This is a genomic window from Pseudomonas putida, from assembly GCF_001636055.1.
Taxonomy (GTDB): Bacteria; Pseudomonadota; Gammaproteobacteria; order Pseudomonadales; family Pseudomonadaceae; genus Aquipseudomonas; species Aquipseudomonas machongensis.
The window spans coordinates 331,196-353,493 of sequence record NZ_CP011789.1 but is presented as its reverse complement, the minus strand read 5'-3'; the positions used below and the strand labels follow the sequence as shown (position 1 = coordinate 353,493).

4 protein-coding genes are annotated in these 22,298 nt (G+C 61.3%); 3 read left to right on the top strand and 1 reads right to left on the bottom strand.

Annotation, left to right across the window (positions count from 1 at the left end):
* Window positions 1-78: 78 nt before the first annotated feature.
* Window positions 79-16,689, bottom strand: coding sequence for a retention module-containing protein (locus AB688_RS01475; protein WP_063541778.1), 16,611 nt, complete (start codon window positions 16,687-16,689; stop codon window positions 79-81).
* Between the two features lie 338 nt (window positions 16,690-17,027).
* On the opposite strand from AB688_RS01475, the gene AB688_RS01470 reads away from it, so the two are divergent.
* The 3 genes from AB688_RS01470 to AB688_RS01460 are packed head-to-tail and all read left to right on the top strand — an operon-like array spanning window position 17,028 to window position 21,933.
* A complete protein-coding gene (locus AB688_RS01470; RefSeq protein ID WP_063541776.1) occupies window positions 17,028-18,365 on the top strand; it encodes a TolC family outer membrane protein in 1,338 nt (445 codons plus the stop codon).
* Window positions 18,366-18,410: 45 nt separating this feature from the next.
* Complete coding sequence (locus AB688_RS01465; RefSeq protein WP_063541774.1) at window positions 18,411-20,567, top strand: type I secretion system permease/ATPase; 2,157 nt, start codon at window positions 18,411-18,413, stop codon at window positions 20,565-20,567.
* The gene (locus tag AB688_RS01460) at window positions 20,557-21,933 is read left to right on the top strand and encodes an HlyD family type I secretion periplasmic adaptor subunit (RefSeq protein WP_054895009.1); all 1,377 of its coding nucleotides are present in this window, start codon (window positions 20,557-20,559) and stop codon (window positions 21,931-21,933) included. Before AB688_RS01465 ends, AB688_RS01460 begins: the two co-directional genes overlap by 11 nt.
* Window positions 21,934-22,298: the final 365 nt, after the last annotated feature.

Below are 22,298 nucleotides of genomic sequence, written 5' to 3'. Positions count from 1 at the left end.
GCGAGTATGCGCCGTGAGGCGACGGCAGGAAAGCGCCAAGCCCCTGGCGGCCGGTGAAGGCCGTCAGGGGCGTGGGCATCAGCTGTTGGAGTTGTCGATCTTGATGGTCGGGTCGGCGCCACTGATCAACGAGTTGATCGTGGTGTTCGACCAGTTCACACCCTCAAGCTTGATCGACACATCCGCGTTGGCCAGGCCACCGGCGGCATTGAGCTTGCCCTCGGTGCTGACCTGCAAGGTCGACTCACCGTTCACGGTGGTGATCTTCAGGAAGTTGTCGATGGTGCTGGCCTTCTCACCCTGCAGCAGGTCGCGCAGATCGAGGCGGTCGCCCTCACTGGCCTTGAAGTCCTTGATCACATCGTTGCCCAGGTCGCCGGCCTTCCACACGAAGGTGTCGGCACCGGTGCCACCGATGAGGATGTCATCGCCCTTGCCACCGATCAGCACGTCGTTGCCGGCACCACCGATGAGGATGTCGTTGCCTTCACCGCCCAGCAGGGTGTCGTTGCCGGTGCCGCCGAGCAGGATGTCGTTGCCACGACCACCGTCGATGTAGTCGTCGCCACCCTGGCCGAAGATGATGTCGTCACCATCGCCGCCCATCAGCGTGTCGTTGCCATCGTTGCTGCGCGATACATCGAACTCGGTGTAGTGCTCGGTGATGTACTTGTGCATCGCCCGCCCATCTACATCGCCCGCATCGAGGCCCAGCTTGTTGGCGACATAGCCGCGAATCGCATCGACACCGGTACCTGCGACCGAGTCGAAGGTGACCAGGTCACCGAAGATGATGTCGTTGCCATCACCGCCGTTGACCGTGTCGTTACCTGGCTGGGTGACCTCGGTGTGACCAAGGATGGCCTCGGCCAGCTTGCTCGGGTCGATGTTGGTCTGTGGCTTGCCATCGGTGTCGAACGGCTTGAGGTCATTGGCGTTGATATCGCTGTTCAGGCCGATGGCCTCGACCTGCGACAGCCCCGACAGCAGCTTGAAGGCGGCGGTCGAGTCGTTCAGGGTCGCGGTCGTGGTATCGGAGCCGTTACCGGCGCGGGAGGACAGCTCATAGCCACCGTTACCTTCGGCACGTACATCGCCGCTGGTGGTCACGGTCCAGCCGCCCCAGGAGTAGGTCTGGACGGTCAGCTTGCCGGTGCTGTCGATGGTTATGTAGTTGGTGTTGTTCAGGTACGTGGAAATCGTATTGCCTGGCTTCCAGTTGTTCGCAGTCAGGAAGCTGTCCAGCGTGGTGCTGGTGCTGCCCAGGGTCGGGTTGCCGCGCTCGCTGGTCTGGTAGTAGGTCGGCTTGCCGTCGGTGACGAAGAACGTCTGGTTGCTGCCGGTGTTGCCAGCATTCTGGAGGTTCTGGAACCAGTTGGCGGTGGTCTTGAAGGCGTCCTCGTAGTTGGTGCCGCCGTTGGCGTTCAGCGTCTTCAGGGCGTTGAGCAGGGTCTGCAGGCCGGCATCGTTGAGGGTCACCGAGACCGTGGATTTCACTTGGCTGGCGAAGTCTACGAGCAGGATGTTCACGGTACCGGACTGGTCGCCCTTGACGCTGGCGGCCAGGGTCTTGAATACCGACTCCAGCGACTTCTTCGCCGCATCCACGCCAGACGAGCCCATGCTGCCCGAGGTGTCGACGATGAAGGCGATGTTGTAGTTCTGACCTGGCACCACGTGCAGGCCGACCACGTCGGCGACGACGATATCGTTGCCATCAGTACCGGCAAAGTTGTCGCCTTCGGAGGTCAGGTTGCTGGTGTTGTAGGTCTGCGGGTACACCGTGACCTTGATGGTGCCCTCGTTGGTCGCGGTGCTGCCGCCAACGCTTTCGCTGGAGGTCGAGCTGACCTTCACGTCGAACTGGCCGCTGTAGTAGGCCGGTGGCTTGATTGCCAGGCTGCCCAGGTTCCAGCCGGTGACATCCACCGCGCTGCTGCCGACGGTGAAGCTGTGGCCTGCGTTGTCGCTGATCACCGAACCTGCCGGGATGCCGCTGAGCTTGACGCTCAGGGTTTCCGAACCGTCGGTGTCGGTCAGGTTGGTGCTGATGCCCACCAGCTTGACCGGCGCGCCATTCTCGCGGCCTTCGTTGAGCTTGTAGCCTTCGTAGTAGCCTTGGCCGTTGCTGCCGTGCAGGTCGGAGACCGTCAGGCCTGCATTGGTCATGGAGCCTAGGTTCGGGTACATCGGGATGGTCGAGCTGTTCAGGTCGGTGACCGCGCCGTTGCCCACCTTGATGTTGATGTCCAGGCTGCCAGGGCCGGCCTGGTTGGCGTTGTAGATCTCCAGGGTGTAATAGCCGCTGGTGGTCGGGGTGTAGCTGCCGGTGATCGCGCCGCTGGCGTTGCCCCAGGTGCCGCTGGCGACGTTCTTGCCACCAATGACGATTTGCAGGCTGTCGTCGGCCGTGCCGCTGAAGGTGTAGGTTTTGCCGGCTTCCAGATAGATCAGGCCGGAGGTCTTCGAGCCGGTGCCCGGGGTCACGGTGGCGGTGGTGTCGACGGTCGTGACCTGCTCGCTCTTGTTCGCGGTGCCGGAGTTGGCGAACACGCTCTTGAGTTGGTCGCCGGTGATGCCGTTACCGTTGTTGCCCAGGCCGTTGAGGCTGTTCCAGGTTTCCTTGGTCAGGCCGATCGAGTTGACGTTGTTGTTGCCGATCGACAGGTCAGGCCTGTCGGCGACCGGCGCGATGTCGACCTTCATGGTCACTTCGCTGCCGGTGTTGGTGCCGTCGTTGGGCTTGTACTTGATCTGCGCGTAGTCGGCCTGCTTGTTGCCCACGCCGCTGCCACCGTAACCGTCGACGCCCGACTGGTTGGCCAGCGGAACGAACTTGAGCTTGCCGGCGGCGATGTCGGCCTGGCTGATGGTCTGGTTGAGCGACACGTCGACCCACGAAGTGCCATTGAAGAACTTCAGGTTGCCCAGATCCGGCAGCTTGCTGATCGTCACGCCGAGGCCAGTGTCGCCATCGGCGTCGGTGACCTTGAAATCGCCCCACTGGAACACGTAGTCGGTGTCTTCGGTGCCGGTGACGGCGCCGCCTGGCGATACCGGCATGTGGTCGTTGTCGATGATCGTGGTGGTGACGCTCGACTTGCTCGGGTTGACCTGCAGGTTTTCGAAGCCGCCGCCGCTGACACCGCTGATCTGGATGGTGAAGTTTTCCGAGCCTTCGACGAGCTGGTCGTCAATGGTCTTGATGTCGAAGTTGGCGGTGCTGGCGCCGGCCGGAATCTTCACGGTGACCACACCGGTGTAGTCCTGGCCGTTGGTGGCGGTGCCACTGTAGCTCAGGGTGACGGTGACCTCGGTCTTGGACGGATTGGTCAGGGTCAGGGTGTAGTGCGCGGTGTCGCCTTCGGTCACCGAAGTGTCGCCGCTGATGCCCACGGTGGTCAGGTCGCCCTGGCCGCTCGGCTCGTCGGTGACGGTGGTGGTGACGGTGTTGCTGCCGAGGGTCAGCTTCTCGAAGTTGTCGCCGCCGGTGACCGATTCGATCTTGTTGACGATCGGTGCCTGGCCGCCGACATAGACGTCATCCTTGGCGGTGATGGTGAAGGTACCGGTGGCGCTGCCAGCCGGAACGGTCACTTTTGTGCCGTCGCTGAGGGTGAACACCAGGCCGTTGTGGCCGGTAACCGACAGGCCCTGGGCATTGGTCAGGGTGACGGTGTAAGTCACCTGGCCGCCTTCGGTGACGGTGGTCTTGTCGGCGCTGAGGGTAGCGACGACTTCGCTGATGGTGTCGGCGATCTGCACGGTGGCCGAGCCACCCAGTTCGAGGTTCTCGAAGGTCTTGCCCGGAACGGTGGCATCGGTGATGCCCACAGTCAGGGAGCCCGAGTCTTTGAAGACGTCATCGCCCTGAGCTGGTGCCTTGTATTCCACCTGGGTCTGACCCGCAGCGATGGTGACCTTGTCGCCATTGCTCAAGGTGACGGTGAGCGGACGATCAAGCGGCTGGTTCACTTTGACGGTGAACGACGGTTGCTGATCTTCAGTGACATTGCCATTGCTGACGATGGTGACCGCGACCTTGTCGCCCTGGTTACCCGAGCCCGGCGTGCCCACGCCAGGTTCGTCGGTGACAGAGGTGGTGACAGTATTGCTGCCGAGGGTCAGCTTCTCGAAGTTATCACCACCGGTAACCGATTCGATCTTGTTGACGATGTTCGGCTGGCCGCCGACGTAGACGTCGTCCTTCGCGGTGATGGTGAAGGTGCCAGTGGCGCTGCCCGCCGGCACGGTGACCTTGGTGCCATCGCTCAGGGTGAACACCAGGCCGCCATGGCCGGTAACCGAAAGGCCTTGGGCGTTGGTCAGGGTGACGGTGTAGGTCACCTGGCCGCCTTCGGTGACGGTGGTCTTGTCAGCGGACAGCGTTGCAATGACTTCGCTGATGGTGTCCGTGATCTGCACGGTGGCGGAGCCACCGAGCTCAAGATTCTCGAATGTCTTGCCTGGAACGGTTGCGTCGCTGATGCCAACGGTGAGCGAACCGGAATCCTTGAAGACATCGTCGCCTTGCGCTGGCGCCTTGTACTCGACCTGAGTCTGGCCCGCAGCAATGGTGACCTTGTCGCCATTGCTCAGAGTGACGGTGAGCGGACGATCCAGCGGCTGGTTCACTTTGACGGTGAACGACGGTTGCTGATCTTCAGTGACATTGCCATTGCTGACGATGGTGACCGAGACCTTGTCGCCCTGGTTACCCGAGCCCGGCGTGCCCACGCCAGGTTCGTCGGTGACAGAGGTGGTGACGGTGTTGCTGCCGAGGGTCAGCTTCTCGAAGTTGTCGCCGCCGGTGACGGACTCGATCTTGTTGACGATGTTCGGCTGGCCGCCGACGTAGACGTCGTCCTTCGCGGTGATGGTGAAGGTGCCAGTGGCGCTGCCCGCCGGCACGGTGACCTTGGTGCCGTCGCTGAGGGTGAATACCAGGCCGCTATGGCCAGTGACCGACAGGCCCTGGGCGTTGGTCAGCGTGACGGTGTAGGTCACCTGGCCGCCTTCGGTGACGGTGGTTTTGTCGGCGGACAGCGTTGCGACGACTTCGCTGATGGTGTCGGTGATCTGCACGGTGGCCGAGCCACCCAGTTCGAGGTTTTCGAAGGTCTTGCCCGGAACGGTGGCGTCGCTGATGCCCACAGTCAGGGAGCCGGAGTCTTTGAAGACGTCATCGCCCTGAGCTGGTGCCTTGTATTCCACCTGGGTCTGACCCGCAGCGATGGTGACCTTGTCGCCATTGCTCAGAGTGACGGTGAGCGGACGATCCAGCGGCTGGTTCACTTTGACGGTGAACGACGGTTGCTGGTCTTCGGTGACGTTGCCATTGCTGACGATGGTGACCGAGACCTTGTCGCCTTGGTTACCCGAGCCCGGCGTGCCCACGCCAGGTTCGTCGGTAACGGTGGTAGTGACGGTGTTGCTGCCGAGGGTCAGCTTCTCGAAGTTGTCGCCACCGGTGACGGACTCGATCTTGTTGACGATGTTCGGCTGGCCGCCGACGTAGACGTCGTCCTTCGCGGTGATGGTGAAGGTGCCAGTGGCGCTGCCCGCCGGCACGGTGACCTTGGTGCCGTCGCTGAGGGTGAATACCAGGCCGCTATGGCCAGTGACCGACAGGCCCTGGGCGTTGGTCAGCGTGACGGTGTAGGTCACCTGGCCGCCTTCGGTGACGGTGGTTTTGTCGGCGGACAGCGTCGCGACGACTTCGCTGATGGTGTCGGTGATCTGCACGGTGGCCGAGCCACCCAGTTCGAGGTTCTCGAAGGTCTTGCCCGGAACGGTGGCATCGGTGATGCCCACAGTCAGGGAGCCCGAGTCTTTGAAGACGTCATCGCCCTGAGCTGGTGCCTTGTATTCCACCTGGGTCTGACCCGCAGCGATGGTGACCTTGTCGCCATTGCTCAAGGTGACGGTGAGCGGACGATCCAGCGGCTGGTTCACTTTGACGGTGAACGACGGTTGCTGATCTTCAGTGACATTGCCATTGCTGACGATGGTGACCGAGACCTTGTCGCCCTGGTTACCCGAGCCCGGCGTGCCCACGCCAAGTTCGTCGGTAACGGTGGTGGTGACGGTATTGCTGCCGAGGGTCAGTTTCTCGAAGTTGTCTGCGCCGGTGACCGACTCCAGCTTGTTGACCAGCGAAGGCTGGCCGCCAACGTACACGTCATCCTTGGCGGTGACGGTAATCGAGCCGGTCTTCTGGCCGGCTGCCACGGTGATCTTGGTGCCGTCGCTCAGGGTGAATACCAGACCTCCGTGGGCAATGACCGGGAAGGCCGGCGGGCTGACCAAGGTCACGGTATAGGTGACCTGGCCGCCTTCGGCGACGGTGCTCTTGTCCACGGACAGGTTGGCGAACACCTCGGTGATGGTGTCGCTGATCTGCACGGTGGCCGAACCGCCGAGCTCCAGGTTCTCGAAGGTCTTGCCTGGAACGGTGGCATCGGTGATGCCGACGGTGAGCGAGCCTGCGTCCTTGAAGACGTCATCGCCCTGAGCTGGCGCCTTGTACTCGACCTGGGTCTGGCCTGCAGCAATGGTGACTTTGTCGCCGTTGCTCAGGGTGACGGTCAGCGGGCGATCCAGGATCTGGCTGACTTTCACGGTGAAGCTTGGCTGTTGTGCTTCGTTCACATCGCCGTTGCTGACGATGGTGACCGAGACCTTGTCGCCCTGGTTGCCGGAGCCCGGCGTGCCGGTGCCGGGTTCGTCGGTGACAGAGGTGGTGACGGTATTGCTGCCGAGGGTCAGCTTCTCGAAGTTGTCGCCGCCGGTGACGGACTCGATCTTGTTGACGATGTTCGGCTGGCCGCCGACATAGACGTCGTCCTTGGCGGTGATGGTGAAGGTGCCGGTGGCGCTGCCAGCCGGAACGGTCACTTTCGTGCCGTCGCTGAGGGTGAACACCAGGCCATTGTGGCCGGTGACCGACAGGCCCTGGGCGTTGGTCAGCGTGACGGTGTAGGTGACTTGGCCACCTTCACTGACGGTGGCCTTGTCTGCGGACAGGGTCGCGACGACTTCGCTGATGGTGTCGGCGATCTGTACGGTGGCCGAGCCACCCAGTTCCAGGTTCTCGAAGGTTTTGCCCGGTACGGTGGCATCGGTGATGCCCACAGTCAGGGAGCCCGAGTCTTTGAAGACGTCATCGCCTTGAGCTGGGGCTTTGTACTCAACTTGGGTTTGACCCGCAGCGATGGTGACCTTGTCGCCGTTGCTCAAGGTGACAGTCAGCGGACGATCCAGCGGCTGGTTCACTTTGACAGTGAACGATGGTTGCTGGTCTTCGGTGACGTTGCCGTTGCTGACGATGGTGACGGAAACCTTGTCGCCTTCGTTGCCGGTGCCTGGGGTGCCGGTACCTGGTTCGTCGGTGACGCTCGTCTTCACTTCGTTCTGACCCAAGGTCAGCTTCTCGAAGTTGTCAGCGCCAGTGACGCCTTCCAGCTTGTTGACGATCGCTGGCTGGCCGCCAACGTATACGTCATCCGGCGCATGGATGGTGATGGTTCCGGTGGCGCTGCCCGCTGGAACGGTGACTTTGGTGCCGTCCGAGAGCGTAAAGACCAGACCATTGTGGCCTTTGACGTCCAGGCCCTGGGCGTTGGTCAGCGTAACGGTATAGGTGATCTCGCCGCCTTCGCTGACAGTAGTTTTGTCGGCACTCAGGGTCGCGATGACTTCGCTTTCGGTATCGGCGATCTGTACGGTGGCCGAACCACCCAGTTCCAGGTTTTCGAAGGTCTTGCCTGGAACACTGGCGTCGCTGATCCCAACGGTGAGCGAACCAGAATCCTTGAAGACGTCATCGCCCTGGGCTGGCGCCTTGTACTCGACCTGGGTCTGGCCTGCAGCGATGGTGACCTTGTCGCCATTACTCAGAGTGACGGTCAGCGGGCGATCCAGAATCTGGTTCACCTTCACGGTGAACGACGGCTGCTGATCTTCAGTGACATTGCCGTTGCTGACGATGGTGACGGAAACCTTGTCGCCCTCGTTGCCAGTACCCGGAGTGCCAGTGCCTGGCTCGTCTGTCACCGTAGTAGTGACGGTGTTGTCGCCGAGGGTCAGCTTCTCGAAGTTGTCGCCGCCGGTGACGGACTCGATCTTGTTGACGATGTTCGGCTGGCCGCCGACATAGACGTCGTCCTTGGCGGTGATGGTGAAGGTGCCAGTAGCACTACCCGCCGGAACGGTAACCTTGGTGCCATCGCTCAGGGTGAATACCAGACCGCCATGGCCGGTGACAGACAGACCTTGGGCGTTCGTCAGGGTGACGGTGTAGGTGACCTGGCCGCCTTCGCTGACGGTGGTCTTGTCGGCGCTGAGAGTAGCGACTACTTCGCTGATGGTGTCGGCGATCTGCACGGTGGCCGAACCACCCAGTTCGAGGTTCTCGAAAGTCTTGCCCGGTACGGTGGCGTCGCTGATGCCAACGGTGAGCGAACCGGAATCCTTGAAGACGTCATCGCCTTGTGCCGGTGCCTTGTACTCGACCTGGGTCTGGCCTGCAGCGATGGTGACCTTGTCGCCATTGCTCAGGGTGACGGTCAGCGGACGATCCAGTGGCTGGTTCACTTTGACAGTGAACGACGGCTGCTGATCTTCAGTGACATTGCCGTTGCTGACGATGGTGACGGAGACCTTGTCGCCTTCGTTGCCGGTGCCAGGAGTGCCGGTGCCCGGTTCATCGGTGACATCGGTTTTCACTTCGCCCTGACCCAACGTCAGTTTCTCGAAGTTATCTGCGCCAGTGACGGATTCCAGCTTGTTCACGATCGATGGCTGACCGCCAACGTAGACGTCGTCCGGCGCATGGATGGTGATAGTCCCGGTGGCGCTGCCAGCCGGAACGGTGACTTTTGTGCCGTCGCTGAGCGTGAAGACCAAACCGCCATGACCTTTGACGTCCAGGCCCTGGGCGTTGGTCAGAGTAACGGTATAGGTAATCTCGCCACCTTCGGACACGGTGGTCTTGTCGGCGGTGAGGGTCGCGATGACTTCACTTTCGGTATCAGCGATCTGAACAGTGGCCGAACCACCGAGCTCGAGGTTTTCGAAGGTTTTACCTGGAACGGTAGCGTCGCTGATGCCAACGGTGAGCGAACCAGAATCCTTGAAGACGTCATCGCCCTGGGCTGGTGCCTTGTACTCGACCTGAGTCTGACCTGCCGCGATGGTGACCTTGTCGCCGTTGCTCAAGGTGACAGTCAGCGGACGATCCAGCGGCTGGTTCACTTTCACGGTGAACGACGGTTGCTGGTCTTCGGTGACGTTGCCATTGCTGACGATGGTGACGGAGACCTTGTCGCCTTCGTTGCCGGTGCCAGGGGTACCAGTGCCTGGCTCGTCCGTCACGGTGGTGGTGACGGTGTTGTCGCCGAGGGTCAGCTTCTCGAAGTTATCTGCGCCAGTCACGCCTTCGAGTTTGTTGACGATCGAAGGCTGGCCGCCAACGTACACATCGTCTGGAGCATGAATGGTGATGGTGCCAGTGGCGCTGCCTGCTGGAACGGTGACTTTGGTGCCGTCCGAAAGGGTAAATACCAGGCCGCCATGACCTTTGACGTCCAGGCCTTGGGCGTTGGTCAGGGTCACGGTGTAAGTGATCTCGCCGCCTTCGCTGACAGTAGTCTTGTCGGCAGTCAGGGTCGCGATGACTTCACTTTCGGTGTCAGCGATTTGAACAGTGGCCGAGCCGCCGAGCTCCAGGTTCTCGAAGGTCTTACCTGGAACACTGGCGTCGCTGATACCAACGGTGAGCGAACCAGAATCCTTGAAGACGTCATCGCCCTGCGCTGGCGCCTTGTACTCGACCTGGGTCTGGCCCGCCGCGATGGTGACCTTGTCGCCGTTGCTCAAGGTGACAGTCAGCGGACGATCCAGCGGCTGGTTCACTTTGACAGTGAACGACGGCTGCTGGTCTTCGGTGACGTTGCCATTGCTGACGATGGTGACGGAGACCTTGTCGCCTTCGTTGCCGGTGCCCGGAGTACTAGTGCCTGGCTCGTCTGTCACTGTGGTGGTGACGGTGTTGTCGCCGAGGGTCAGCTTCTCGAAGTTATCTGCGCCGGTAACACCTTCCAGCTTGTTCACGATGCTTGGCTGACCGCCAACATATACGTCGTCCGGCGCATGGATGGTGATGGTACCGGTGGCGCTGCCAGCCGGAACGGTGACTTTGGTGCCGTCCGACAGGGTAAATACCAGGCCGCCATGACCTTTGACGTCCAGGCCTTGGGCGTTGGTCAGGGTCACGGTGTAAGTGATCTCGCCGCCTTCGCTGACAGTAGTCTTGTCGGCAGTCAGGGTCGCGATGACTTCACTTTCGGTGTCAGCGATTTGAACAGTGGCCGAGCCGCCGAGCTCCAGGTTCTCGAAGGTCTTGCCCGGAACGGTGGCATCGGTGATGCCAACAGTCAGAGAACCGGAATCTTTGAAGACGTCATCACCTTGGGCTGGCGCCTTGTACTCGACCTGGGTCTGGCCTGCAGCGATGGTGACCTTGTCGCCATTGCTCAAGGTGACAGTCAGCGGACGATCCAGCGGCTGGTTCACTTTGACAGTGAAGCTTGGCTGCTGGTCTTCAGTGACGTTGCCGTTGCTGACGATGGTTACAGAGACTTTGTCGCCTTCGTTGCCGGTGCCCGGAGTACCGGTACCCGGCTCGTCAGTAACCGTCGTGGTGACGGTGCCGTCACCCAGCGTCAGTTTCTCGAAGTTATCCGCGCCAGTAACACCTTCCAGCTTGTTCACGATCGACGGCTGGCCGCCAACGTAGACGTCGTCTGGAGCAGTGATAGTGACCGTACCGGTAGCACTGCCCGCCGGAATGGTGACCTTGGTGCCATCCGAAAGGGTGAAGGTCAGGCCGCCATGGCCCGTAACATCCAGGCCCTGACCATTGGTCAGCGTAACGGTATAGGTAATCTCGCCACCTTCGGACACGGTGGTCTTGTCGGCGGTCAGGGTTGCGACAACCTCACTTTCGGTGTCAGCGATCTGCACGGTGGCCGAGCTGCCGAGCTCCAGGTTCTCGAAGGTCTTGCCTGGTACGGAAGCGTCGGAAATACCAACGGTCAGGGAGCCCGAGTCTTTGAAGACGTCATCGCCTTGAGCTGGGGCTTTGTACTCAACTTGGGTTTGACCCGCCGCGATGGTGACCTTGTCGCCATTGCTCAGGGTAACGGTCAGCGGACGATCCAGTGGCTGATTCACTTTGACGGTGAAGCTTGGCTGCTGGTCTTCGGTGACGTTGCCATTGCTGACGATGGTGACGGAAACCTTGTCGCCTTCGTTGCCGGTGCCCGGAGTGCCAGTACCTGGTTCGTCTGTCACTGTGGTGGTGACGGAGTTGTCGCCGAGGGTCAGCTTCTCGAAGTTATCGGCGCCAGTGACGGACTCCAGCTTGTTGACGATCGATGGCTGACCGCCAACGTAGACGTCGTCCGGCGCATGGATGGTGATGGTGCCGGTGGCGCTGCCAGCCGGAACAGTCACTTTCGTGCCATCCGACAGAGTGAAGGTCAGACCGCCGTGGCCTTTGACGTCCAGGCCTTGGGCATTGGTCAGAGTAACGGTGTAAGTGATCTCACCGCCTTCGGAGACGGTGGTCTTGTCGGCGGTGAGGGTCGCGATCACTTCGCTTTCGGTGTCAGCAATCTGAACAGTGGCCGAACCACCGAGCTCGAGGTTTTCGAAGGTTTTGCCCGGAACACTGGCATCGGTGATGCCGACAGTCAGAGAGCCCGAGTCTTTGAAGACGTCATCGCCTTGAGCTGGGGCTTTGTACTCAACTTGGGTCTGACCCGCAGCGATGGTGACTTTGTCGCCATTGCTCAAGGTCACGGTCAGCGGACGATCCAGCGGTTGGTTCACTTTGACGGTGAACGACGGTTGCTGATCTTCGGTGACATTGCCGTTGCTGACGATGGTGACGGAGACCTTGTCGCCTTCGTTACCGGTGCCTGGAGTACCAGTGCCTGGCTCGTCAGTCACGGTGGTGGTGACGGTGTTGTCGCCGAGGGTCAGCTTCTCGAAGTTGTCGCCGCCGGTAACACCTTCCAGCTTGTTCACGATGCTTGGCTGACCGCCAACATATACGTCGTCCGGCGCATGGATGGTGATGGTACCGGTGGCGCTGCCAGCCGGAACGGTCACCTTGGTGCCATCCGAAAGAGTGAAGGTCAGGCCGCCGTGGCCTTTGACATCCAGGCCCTGGGCATTGGTCAGGGTGACGGTGTAAGTGATCTCGCCGCCTTCGCTGACAGTGGTTTTGTCAGCAGTCAGGGTGGCGACAACCTCACTTTCGGTGTCAGCAATCTCAACAGTGGCGGAGCTTCCCAGCTCGAGATTTTCGAAGGTTTTGCCCGGAACACTGGCATCGGTGATGCCGACAGTCAGAGAGCCCGAGTCTTTGAAGACGTCATCGCCCTGGGCTGGCGCCTTGTACTCGACCTGAGTCTGGCCCGCAGCGATGGTGACTTTGTCGCCATTGCTCAAGGTGACAGTCAGCGGACGATCCAGCGGCTGGTTCACTTTCACGGTGAACGACGGCTGCTGATCTTCAGTGACATTGCCATTGCTGACGATGGTGACGGAAACCTTGTCACCCTCGTTGCCAGTACCCGGAGTGCCAGTGCCTGGCTCATCGGTGACATCGGTTTTCACTTCGCCCTGACCCAGAGTCAGTTTTTCGAAGTTATCGGCGCCAGTGACACCTTCCAGCTTGTTGACGATTGCTGGCTGGCCGCCGACGTACACGTCATCAGGGGCGTGGATGGTGATGGTCCCGGTGGCGCTGCCAGCCGGAACAGTCACTTTCGTGCCATCCGAAAGAGTGAAGGTCAGACCGCCGTGGCCTTTGACGTCAAGGCCTTGGGCATTGGTCAGAGTAACGGTGTAAGTGATCTCACCGCCTTCGGAGACGGTGGTTTTGTCGGCGGTGAGGGTCGCGATCACTTCGCTTTCGGTGTCAGCAATCTGAACAGTGGCCGAACCACCGAGCTCGAGGTTTTCGAAGGTTTTGCCCGGAACACTGGCATCGGTGATGCCGACAGTCAGAGAGCCCGAGTCTTTGAAGACGTCGTCGCCCTGAGCAGGAGCCTTGTACTCGACTTGGGTCTGGCCCGCGGCGATGGTGACTTTGTCGCCGTTGCTCAGAGTGACTGTCAGCGGACGATCCAGCGGCTGGTTCACTTTGACAGTGAAGCTTGGCTGCTGGTCTTCGGTGACGTTGCCGTTGCTGACGATGGTGACGGAAACCTTGTCGCCTTCGTTGCCGGTGCCTGGAGTGCCAGTACCCGGCTCGTCGGTCACGGTAGTGGTGACGGTACCGTCACCGAGGGTCAGTTTCTCGAAGTTATCTGCACCCGTAACGCCTTCGAGTTTGTTGACGATCGAAGGTTGGCCGCCAACGTAGACATCGTCAGGAGCGTGAATGGTGATGGTGCCAGTGGCGCTGCCTGCTGGAACGGTAACTTTGGTGCCGTCGCTAAGCGTAAAGACCAACCCATTGTGGCCTTTGACGTCCAAGCCCTGAGCGTTGGTCAGCGTGACGGTGTAAGTGACCTGGCCGCCTTCGCTGACGGTGGTCTTGTCGGCGCTGAGGGTAGCGACTACTTCGCTGATGGTGTCAGCGATCTGCACGGTGGCCGAACCACCCAGTTCCAGGTTTTCGAAGGTCTTGCCTGGAACACTGGCGTCGCTGATCCCAACGGTGAGCGAGCCCGAGTCTTTGAACACGTCATCGCCCTGCGCTGGCGCCTTGTACTCGACCTGGGTCTGGCCCGCCGCGATGGTGACCTTGTCGCCGTTGCTCAAGGTGACAGTCAGCGGACGATCCAGCGGCTGGTTCACTTTGACAGTGAACGACGGCTGCTGGTCTTCGGTGACGTTGCCATTGCTGACGATGGTGACGGAGACCTTGTCGCCTTCGTTGCCGGTGCCCGGAGTACCGGTACCCGGCTCGTCAGTCACCGTCGTGGTGACGGTGCCGTCACCCAGCGTCAGTTTCTCGAAGTTATCCGCGCCAGTAACACCTTCCAGCTTGTTCACGATCGACGGCTGGCCGCCAACATAAACGTCGTCAGGAGCGTTAATGGTGATGGTGCCGGTGGCGCTGCCCGCGGGAACGGTGACTTTTGTGCCGTCCGAAAGGGTAAATACCAGGCCGCCATGACCTTTGACGTCCAGGCCCTGGGCGTTGGTCAGCGTAACGGTATAGGTGATCTCGCCGCCTTCGGACACGGTGGTCTTGTCGGCGGTCAGGGTTGCGACAACCTCACTTTCGGTGTCAGCGATCTGCACGGTGGCCGAGCTGCCGAGCTCCAGGTTCTCGAAGGTTTTGCCTGGAACACTGGCGTCGCTGATGCCAACGGTGAGCGAACCGGAATCCTTGAATACGTCATCGCCCTGGGCTGGCGCCTTGTACTCGACCTGAGTCTGGCCCGCCGCGATGGTGACCTTGTCGCCGTTGCTCAAGGTGACAGTCAGCGGACGATCCAGCGGCTGGTTCACTTTGACAGTGAAGCTTGGCTGCTGGTCTTCAGTGACGTTGCCGTTGCTGACGATGGTTACAGAGACTTTGTCGCCTTCGTTGCCGGTGCCCGGAGTACCGGTACCCGGCTCGTCAGTAACCGTCGTGGTGACGGTGCCGTCACCCAGCGTCAGTTTCTCGAAGTTATCCGCGCCAGTAACACCTTCCAGCTTGTTCACGATCGACGGCTGGCCGCCAACATAAACGTCGTCTGGAGCGTTAATGGTGGTGGTGCCGGTGGCGCTGCCCGCGGGAACGGTGACTTTTGTGCCGTCCGAAAGGGTAAATACCAGGCCGCCATGACCTTTGACGTCCAGGCCCTGGGCGTTGGTCAGGGTGACGGTGTAGGTGATCTGGCCGCCTTCGGACACGGTGGTCTTGTCGGCAGTCAGGGTCGCGACGACTTCGCTCTCGGTATCGCTGATCTGGACGGTGGCCGGACCGCCAAGCTTCAGATCCTCGAAAGTCTTGCCCGGAACGCTGGCGTCGGTCACGCCCAAGGTCACGGAGCCTGCGTCCTTGAATACGTCGTCACCCTGCGCCGGCAGGCTGTAGGTAGCCTGGGTCTGGCCAGCAGCAATGGTGACCTTGTCGCCATTGCTCAGGGTCACGGTCAGGTCGTGGTCGAGCTTCTGGCTGACGGAAACGGTGAAGGTCGGCTGCTGAGCTTCCGTCACGTTACCGTTGCTGGCAATGCTGACAGTCACAGTGTCGATGCTGTCGCTGACCACGGTCTGAGCCGGGGTCGGGTTCGGCACCAGATTCTCGAAGTTGCCGCCGGTGGTGCCGGTAATAGTGGTGCTGACCGTGCTGCCATTGACGAAGACATCATTGGCCGGGGTCTGGAAGTCGACCGAGCCACTGGTCTTGCCGGCTTCGACGGTGACGGTCTGGCCGTTGGACAGGGTGACGGTGACTGGCGTCTGTGCCGGGTTGGTCAAGGTCACGGTATAGGTGATCACGCCGCCTTCGGTGACGCTTGGCGAAGCCGTCAGGGTGGCGGTGGTGGTGTCGACAGAGTCGTTGATCACGGTCTGCGCCGGGGCCGGGTTCGGCACCAGGTTCTCGAAGTTGCCACCGGTGGCGCCGGTGATGGTGGTGCTGACCGTGCTGCCGTTGTTGTAGACGTCGTTGGGCGGGGTCTGGAAGTCGACCGAGCCGCTGGACTTGCCAGCCTCGACGGTGATTGTCTGGCCGTTGGACAGGGTGACGGTGACCGGCGTCTGTGCCGGGTTGGTCAGGGTCACGGTGTAGGTGATCACGCCGCCTTCGGTGACGCTTGGCGTCGCGGTCAAGGTGGCGGTGGTGGTGTCGATGGTGTCGGTGATCTGGGTCACCGCCGGGGTCGGGTTCGGGGTAATGACCAAGCCGTTGCCGCCGGTGGTGCCGGTAATGGTGGTGGAGATCTGGCCTCCATCGATGTAAGGCGTGTCGTTGGCCGGAATGTTGACGTTGACCGAGCCGCTGGTCTGGCCAGCCGGGATCACGATCACCGCGCCGTTGGACAGGGTGACGGTCAGGTTACTCTGCGGCGCCTGGCCGACGGTGGCGGTATAGACGATGACGCCACCCGCTTCGCTGATCGAAGGGGTGGCGCTCAGGCTCAGGCCGGTTGGAATGGGATTGTTGTTGGTGGTGGTGTCGTTGTTGCTATCCAGCCCACCGACTTCTTCGTTTGCCAGGCCTGCGGCGAAGCCCAGGGGGCCGGTGGGGAACCCGATGCTCGGGTCGACCACGCCTGCGGTTTCTTCCAGCAGCACGAAGCTGTGACCACCACCGACCGAACCGCCGCCTGCGGCAGCAGGGCCGGCAGCAGGCGCTTCCAGCTCGGTGGTCGGGTCGACACCGGAGGCAATGGCCTGTTGCAGCTCTTCGACCGAGGGCGCGGCCTGCGCGGTGGCCTGGGCCAGGTCGGTGCTGCTGTCGGGCGCATCGGCGCTCCATTGAGTGTCGCGGCCCAGGTCGAGCATGCGACCGTCGGCCAATTCCAGGGTCACGGCGCCGCCCGGGCCGGTAAGGACTTCCTCGCCTGCGAACAGGCGATCGCCTTCGATCAGCACGCGCTTGATGCCTTCCGGGGATACTGCGATGACTTGGCCAACAATGCTTTTGACGATGGCAACGACAGTGCTCATGGAACTCTCCGGGATGTGTCTCAATTGGCTTCCGGCCGGCGTGCGAACCTGCTTCCGCTGGAATGTTACAAAAATGATTTGACGCTTTTATGCGTCAAATTTCTGTCAATAATTTTCAGCTATTAAGTTTATGCCAAAGTATTGACCTTCGTCTCGCCATCCTAAACAATCGGCAAACTAATGTCACATTGATATTTGAGTAAAAACCTCTTCCTTTCGTATTAATTACGTACAGTCTCGCAAGCTCGCCAATCGTTCAGTTCAGGCCGCCATTTTCAGGGGCCAGACCCGCTTCGGCCGTGATTTGGGACAACAGCGCCACTTGGGAATCAGTAAAAATGCGTGCGTCACTTTTCACCGTTCTTCCTCTCGCCCTTGCAGCCTCCATTGCCCAAGCACAAACCCTGCCGCAAGCCATGCAACAGGCCTTGGACGTGCACCCGGAAATCCAGGCCGGGGTCAACGCTCGCACCGCCGCGGACTATCAACTGCGCGCCGCGCAGGGTGGTTACCTACCGCGCGTCGACATGACCGCCGGCTACGGCCGCGAGGGCAGCGATTCGCCGAGTACGTCGCATCGCTGGGAGACCTTGAACCGGGGTGAGTCAAGTATCCGTCTCCGCCAAATGGTTTTTGACGGTTTTGCCACCTCCAGCGAAGTGGGTCGTCAGCAAGCCACGGTCAACGCTCGTGCCTACTCCCTGATGGGCACCTCCGAGCGCACCGCGCTGACCGTTGCCCAGGTCTATCTCGATGTCCTGTCGCGCCGCGAGATGGTGCGCCTGGCCGAAGACAACCTGCGCAACCACGAACGCATCCTCGACCAGATCAAGCTGCGCACCAGCCGTGGCGTCGGCCGCCTGGCCGACCTCGACCAGGCCGAAGCGCGCCTGGCGCAGGCGCGTAACAACCTGATCACCGAGCAGACCAACCTGGCCGATGCCAATACCAACTACCTGAGCGTGATCGGGCAAATGCCCGACGAACTGAGCGCGCCTGCGCCGTTCATCGACCTGCTGCCGGCCACCCTGGACGAGGCTCGTCACCAGATGGTCGAGAGCAGCCCGATCCTGCGCTCGGCAGAATCCGACATCGCTGCCGCCGAGAAGCAATACGAAGCGGCAAAGTCTAGTTTCTATCCGCGTTTTGATGCAGAGCTCGGACGGACGGCAGACAACAACCTCGACGGTTCGGTCGGCCACAACAATGAGTGGCAGGCCATGCTGCGCATGAACTTCAACCTTTACGCCGGTGGCAGCAACAAGGCCGACCTGGAATCGAAGTCGTATCTGGCCAACCAGGCGCTGGATATTCGCAACAACGCCTTGCGTCAGCTCAATGAGGAGTTAGGCTTGGCATGGAATGCTCTGGACAACGCCAACGCCCAGTTGCCGATCGCCCAGCAGTATGTGGATCACAGCACCCGGGTGCGCAGCGCCTACCAGCAGCAGTTCGGCCTGGGCGAGCGAACCCTGCTGGACCTGCTCGACAGCGAGAATGAAACCTTCACCGCGCAACGTCGTCTGGTAGAAGTGAAGAACACTCAGTTGTTTACTCAGTACCGAATCAAGGCGACCATTGGTCAACTGCTGAAGAGCCAGGGTGTCGTAGCCCCCATGGCGACCGTCGTACAGAACGACCTGAAGCCAAAGGTGAACCTGCCAGGCATGAACTGAAGGCGCACCTGTCCTATCCAACCGCAAGGATGAAGAGAGCGCCGCGTGGAATCTGAAGTCAGTCGAGTACAACTCAACCATGATCCACGCAGTCAGCATGACGATCCGCTACTGGACAGCCTGCTGACCCTGTGTGTCCTGCACCAGAAACCCGCCAGCCGGGCCATGCTCACCACCGGCCTGCCGCTGCCGGCGCAGCGCCTGAGCGTCGAGCTGCTGCCGCGTGCCGCAGCTCGCGCGGGTTTGCAGGGGCGCCTGCTGCAGCGCAAGCTCGAGCAGATCCCCAGCATCGCCATGCCGGCGATGCTGCTTCTGAAGGAAGGGCGCAGTGCTGTCCTGCTCGGCTGGGAAAATGAAGACACCGCACGCCTGTTGCTCAGCGAGAGCGACGGCGGGGAAGTGCTGGTCACCCGCGAGGCGCTGCTCAGCGACTACAGCGGCAAGGTGTTCTTCGCCCAGCCGCAGCACAAGTTCGACGTCAACCACGGCAACCTGATCCCGCGCGCGCGCTCCTGGTTCCGCGACACCCTGATGCGCAGCAAATGGCTGTACATCGACGCCATCGCCGCCAGCCTGGTGATCAACCTGATTGCCCTGGCGGCGCCGCTGTTCGTGATGAACGTCTATGACCGCGTGGTGCCCAACCAAGCCACCTCGACGCTGTGGGTGCTGGCAGTGGGCATCGCCGGTGCCTACGTCTTCGACCTCATCCTCAAGGGGCTGCGCAGCCTCTGTCTGGACCTTGCCGGCAAGAAGACCGACCTGATCATTTCCGCGACGCTGTTCGAGCGTATCGTCGGCATGTCGATGAAATACCGCCCCGCGCGGGTCGGCAGCTTTGCGCAGAACATCCACGAGTTCCAGGGGCTGCGCGACTTCCTCGCTTCGCTCACCCTCACCAGCCTGATCGACCTGCCGTTTACCCTGCTGATCCTGACGGTGATCGCCATCATCGGTGGGCACCTGGTATGGATCCCGATATTGGCCTTCCCGCTGGCCCTGGGCATCGGCTATGCCCTGCAGAAACCATTGATGGCGACGATGGAGCGCACCATGGCGCTGGCCTCCGAGCGCCAGTCCAGCCTCATCGAGACCCTTGCCGGGCTGGATGCGGTCAAGGTCAACAACGCCGAGAGCGAGCGCCAGTACATGTGGGAGCAGACCCTCGGCACCCTCAGCCGCCTCGAACTGCGGGTCAAGGTACTGTCGGGCCTGGCGATGAACATCACCATGCTGATCCAGCAGCTCGCCGGTGTGGCGATGATCTCCGTTGGCGTGTACCTGATCATCGACGGCAACCTCAGTATGGGCGGCCTGGTGGCCTGCTACATGCTCAGTGGTCGCGCGCTTGGCCCGCTGGGCCAGCTCAATGGTCTGCTGGCCCGCTACCAGCAGGCCAAGGTGACCATGGTCGCCACCGACCAGATGATGGAGCTGCCCCAGGAGCGCAATTTCGAAGAGCGTCCGCTGAGCCGCCAGGTGCTGCAGGGTGCGGTTGAGTTCCGCGGCGTCGAGTTCACCTATCCGAACCAGCAGAACCAGGCGCTCAAGGGCATCAACCTGGTCATTCGACCTGGCGAGAAGGTCGGCATCATCGGCCGCAGTGGTTCGGGCAAGAGCTCGCTGGCCAAGTTGATCGTCGGCCTGTATGAAGCCGACGGCGGCTCGCTGCTGGTCGATGGCGTCGATATCCGCCAGATCGACGTCAGCGAGTTGCGCCACAATATCGGCTATGTGCCCCAGGATATCCAGTTGCTGGCCGGGACCCTGCGCGACAACCTGGTCAGCGGCGCCCGCTACATCGAGGATGAGCTGATCCTGCAGGCCGCAGAGCTGGCTGGCGTGCATGAATTCGCCCGTCTTCATCCCGACGGCTATGAGCTGCAGGTTGGCGAGCGCGGCCAGAATCTCTCCGGCGGCCAGCGCCAGAACGTCGCCCTGGCCCGTGCCTTGCTGCTCAATCCGCAGATCCTGCTGCTCGACGAACCCACCAGCGCCATGGACAACACCGGCGAAGAACGCCTCAAGCAGCGCCTGGGTGCGGTGATCGAAGGCAAGACCGTGTTGCTGGTCACGCACCGGGCTTCGTTGCTGTCGCTGGTGGACCGGTTGATCGTCATCGATCGTGGACAGATCGTCGCGGATGGCCCGAAAGCCGCCGTCATGGAAGCGCTGAAGAAGGGGCAGATCAGTGTTGCATAAGCTGGATTTCGGGCGTTTCAAGGACAACCTGCGCCGCTATTTCAAAGGCTCCGAATCGCTGGCAGGCCAGCCGTTGCCAGAGGTCAACAAGGCGCTGATCGAGGATGCGCCGCGCATCGTGCGCCTGACCATCTGGGGCGTGATTGCCTTCTTCGTGTTCCTGATCGTATGGGCCAGCGTTGCGCCCATCGATGAAGTGACGCGCGGCGAAGGCAAGGCTATTCCTTCGTCCAAGGTACAGAAGGTGCAGAACCTCGAGGGCGGCATCGTCGCGCAGATCTACGCGAAGGAAGGCGAGATCGTCGAAGTCGGCCAACCGCTGCTGCGTCTGGACGAAACCCGCTTCGCCTCCAACGTCGACGAGACCGAGGCCTCGCGCCTGGCCATGGCCCTGCGCGTGCAGCGCCTGAGCGCCGAGGTCGACGACACGCCGCTGCAGATCGATGAAGAACTGCGCAAGGCCGCGCCGAGCCAGGCTGCCAGCGAACAGTCGCTGTACCAGAGCCGACGCCAGCAGTTGCATGACGAGATCAGTGGCCTGGAGCAGCAACTGGTGCAGAAGCAGCAGGAACTGCGCGAGTTCAACTCCAAGCGCGCCCAGTACGCCAACAGCCTGCAGTTGCTGCGCCAGGAAATCTCCATGTCCGAGCCGCTGGTGGCCCAGGGGGCGATCTCGCAGGTCGAGGTGCTGCGCCTGCGTCGTGCGGAAGTCGAGAACCGTGGCCAGATGGACTCTACCGCCCTGGCCATTCCCCGTGCCGAAGCGGCGATCAAGGAAGTGCAGAGCAAGATCGAGGAAACCCGCGGCAAGTTCCGCAGCGAGGCCCTCACCCAGCTCAACGAGGCTCGCACTGAGCTGAACAAGGCGACGGCCACCAGCAAGGCGCTGGATGACCGGGTCAACCGCACCATGGTCACATCGCCCGTGCGCGGTATCGTCAAGCAACTGCTGGTGAACACCATCGGCGGCGTGATCCAGCCGGGCAGCGACATCATCGAGATCGTGCCGCTGGACGACACGCTGGTGGTAGAGGCGAAGATCCTGCCCAAGGATATCGCCTTCCTGCACCCCGGCCAGGAAGCCACGGTGAAATTCACTGCCTACGACTACACCATCTATGGCGGCATGAAGGCCAAGCTCGAACAGATCGGTGCCGACACCATCACCGACGAAGACAAGAAGACCACCTACTACCTGATCAAGCTGCGCACCGACAGAAGCCACCTGGGCTCTGACGAGAAGCCGCTGCTGATCATCCCCGGCATGGTCGCCACGGTGGATATCCTTACCGGCAAGAAGACCATCATGAGCTACCTGCTCAAGCCGATCATCAAGGCGCGCTCCGAGGCGTTGCGCGAGCGGTGATAACGACCCGGCCCGATCCTTGTAGGAGCGGGCTTGCCCGCGAAAAAGACACCGCGCTGCCTGGCACGGGCTACGCCCGTGTTCGCGGGACAAGCCCGCTCCCACAGGGGATTGGGCTGACCTTTAGATTTTGAGCAAGACAGTTGCTCCTATGGAAACTCCCGCAGTTTTTCCGCCAGGCCATCGCAGCCCGTATATGCATATTCGCTAAAGATATTTAAATTTCCATTCTTATGACTTTATAGTCACTCCCACTGCGTACCTGCCGACCAATCGGCGCGCCGCACGACTCGAACCCACACGGGAAATCCCCGTGCGTTTCTGAATCGATGCGCGCCCCTGAAAGTCGCGCACTGCGTGGGAGT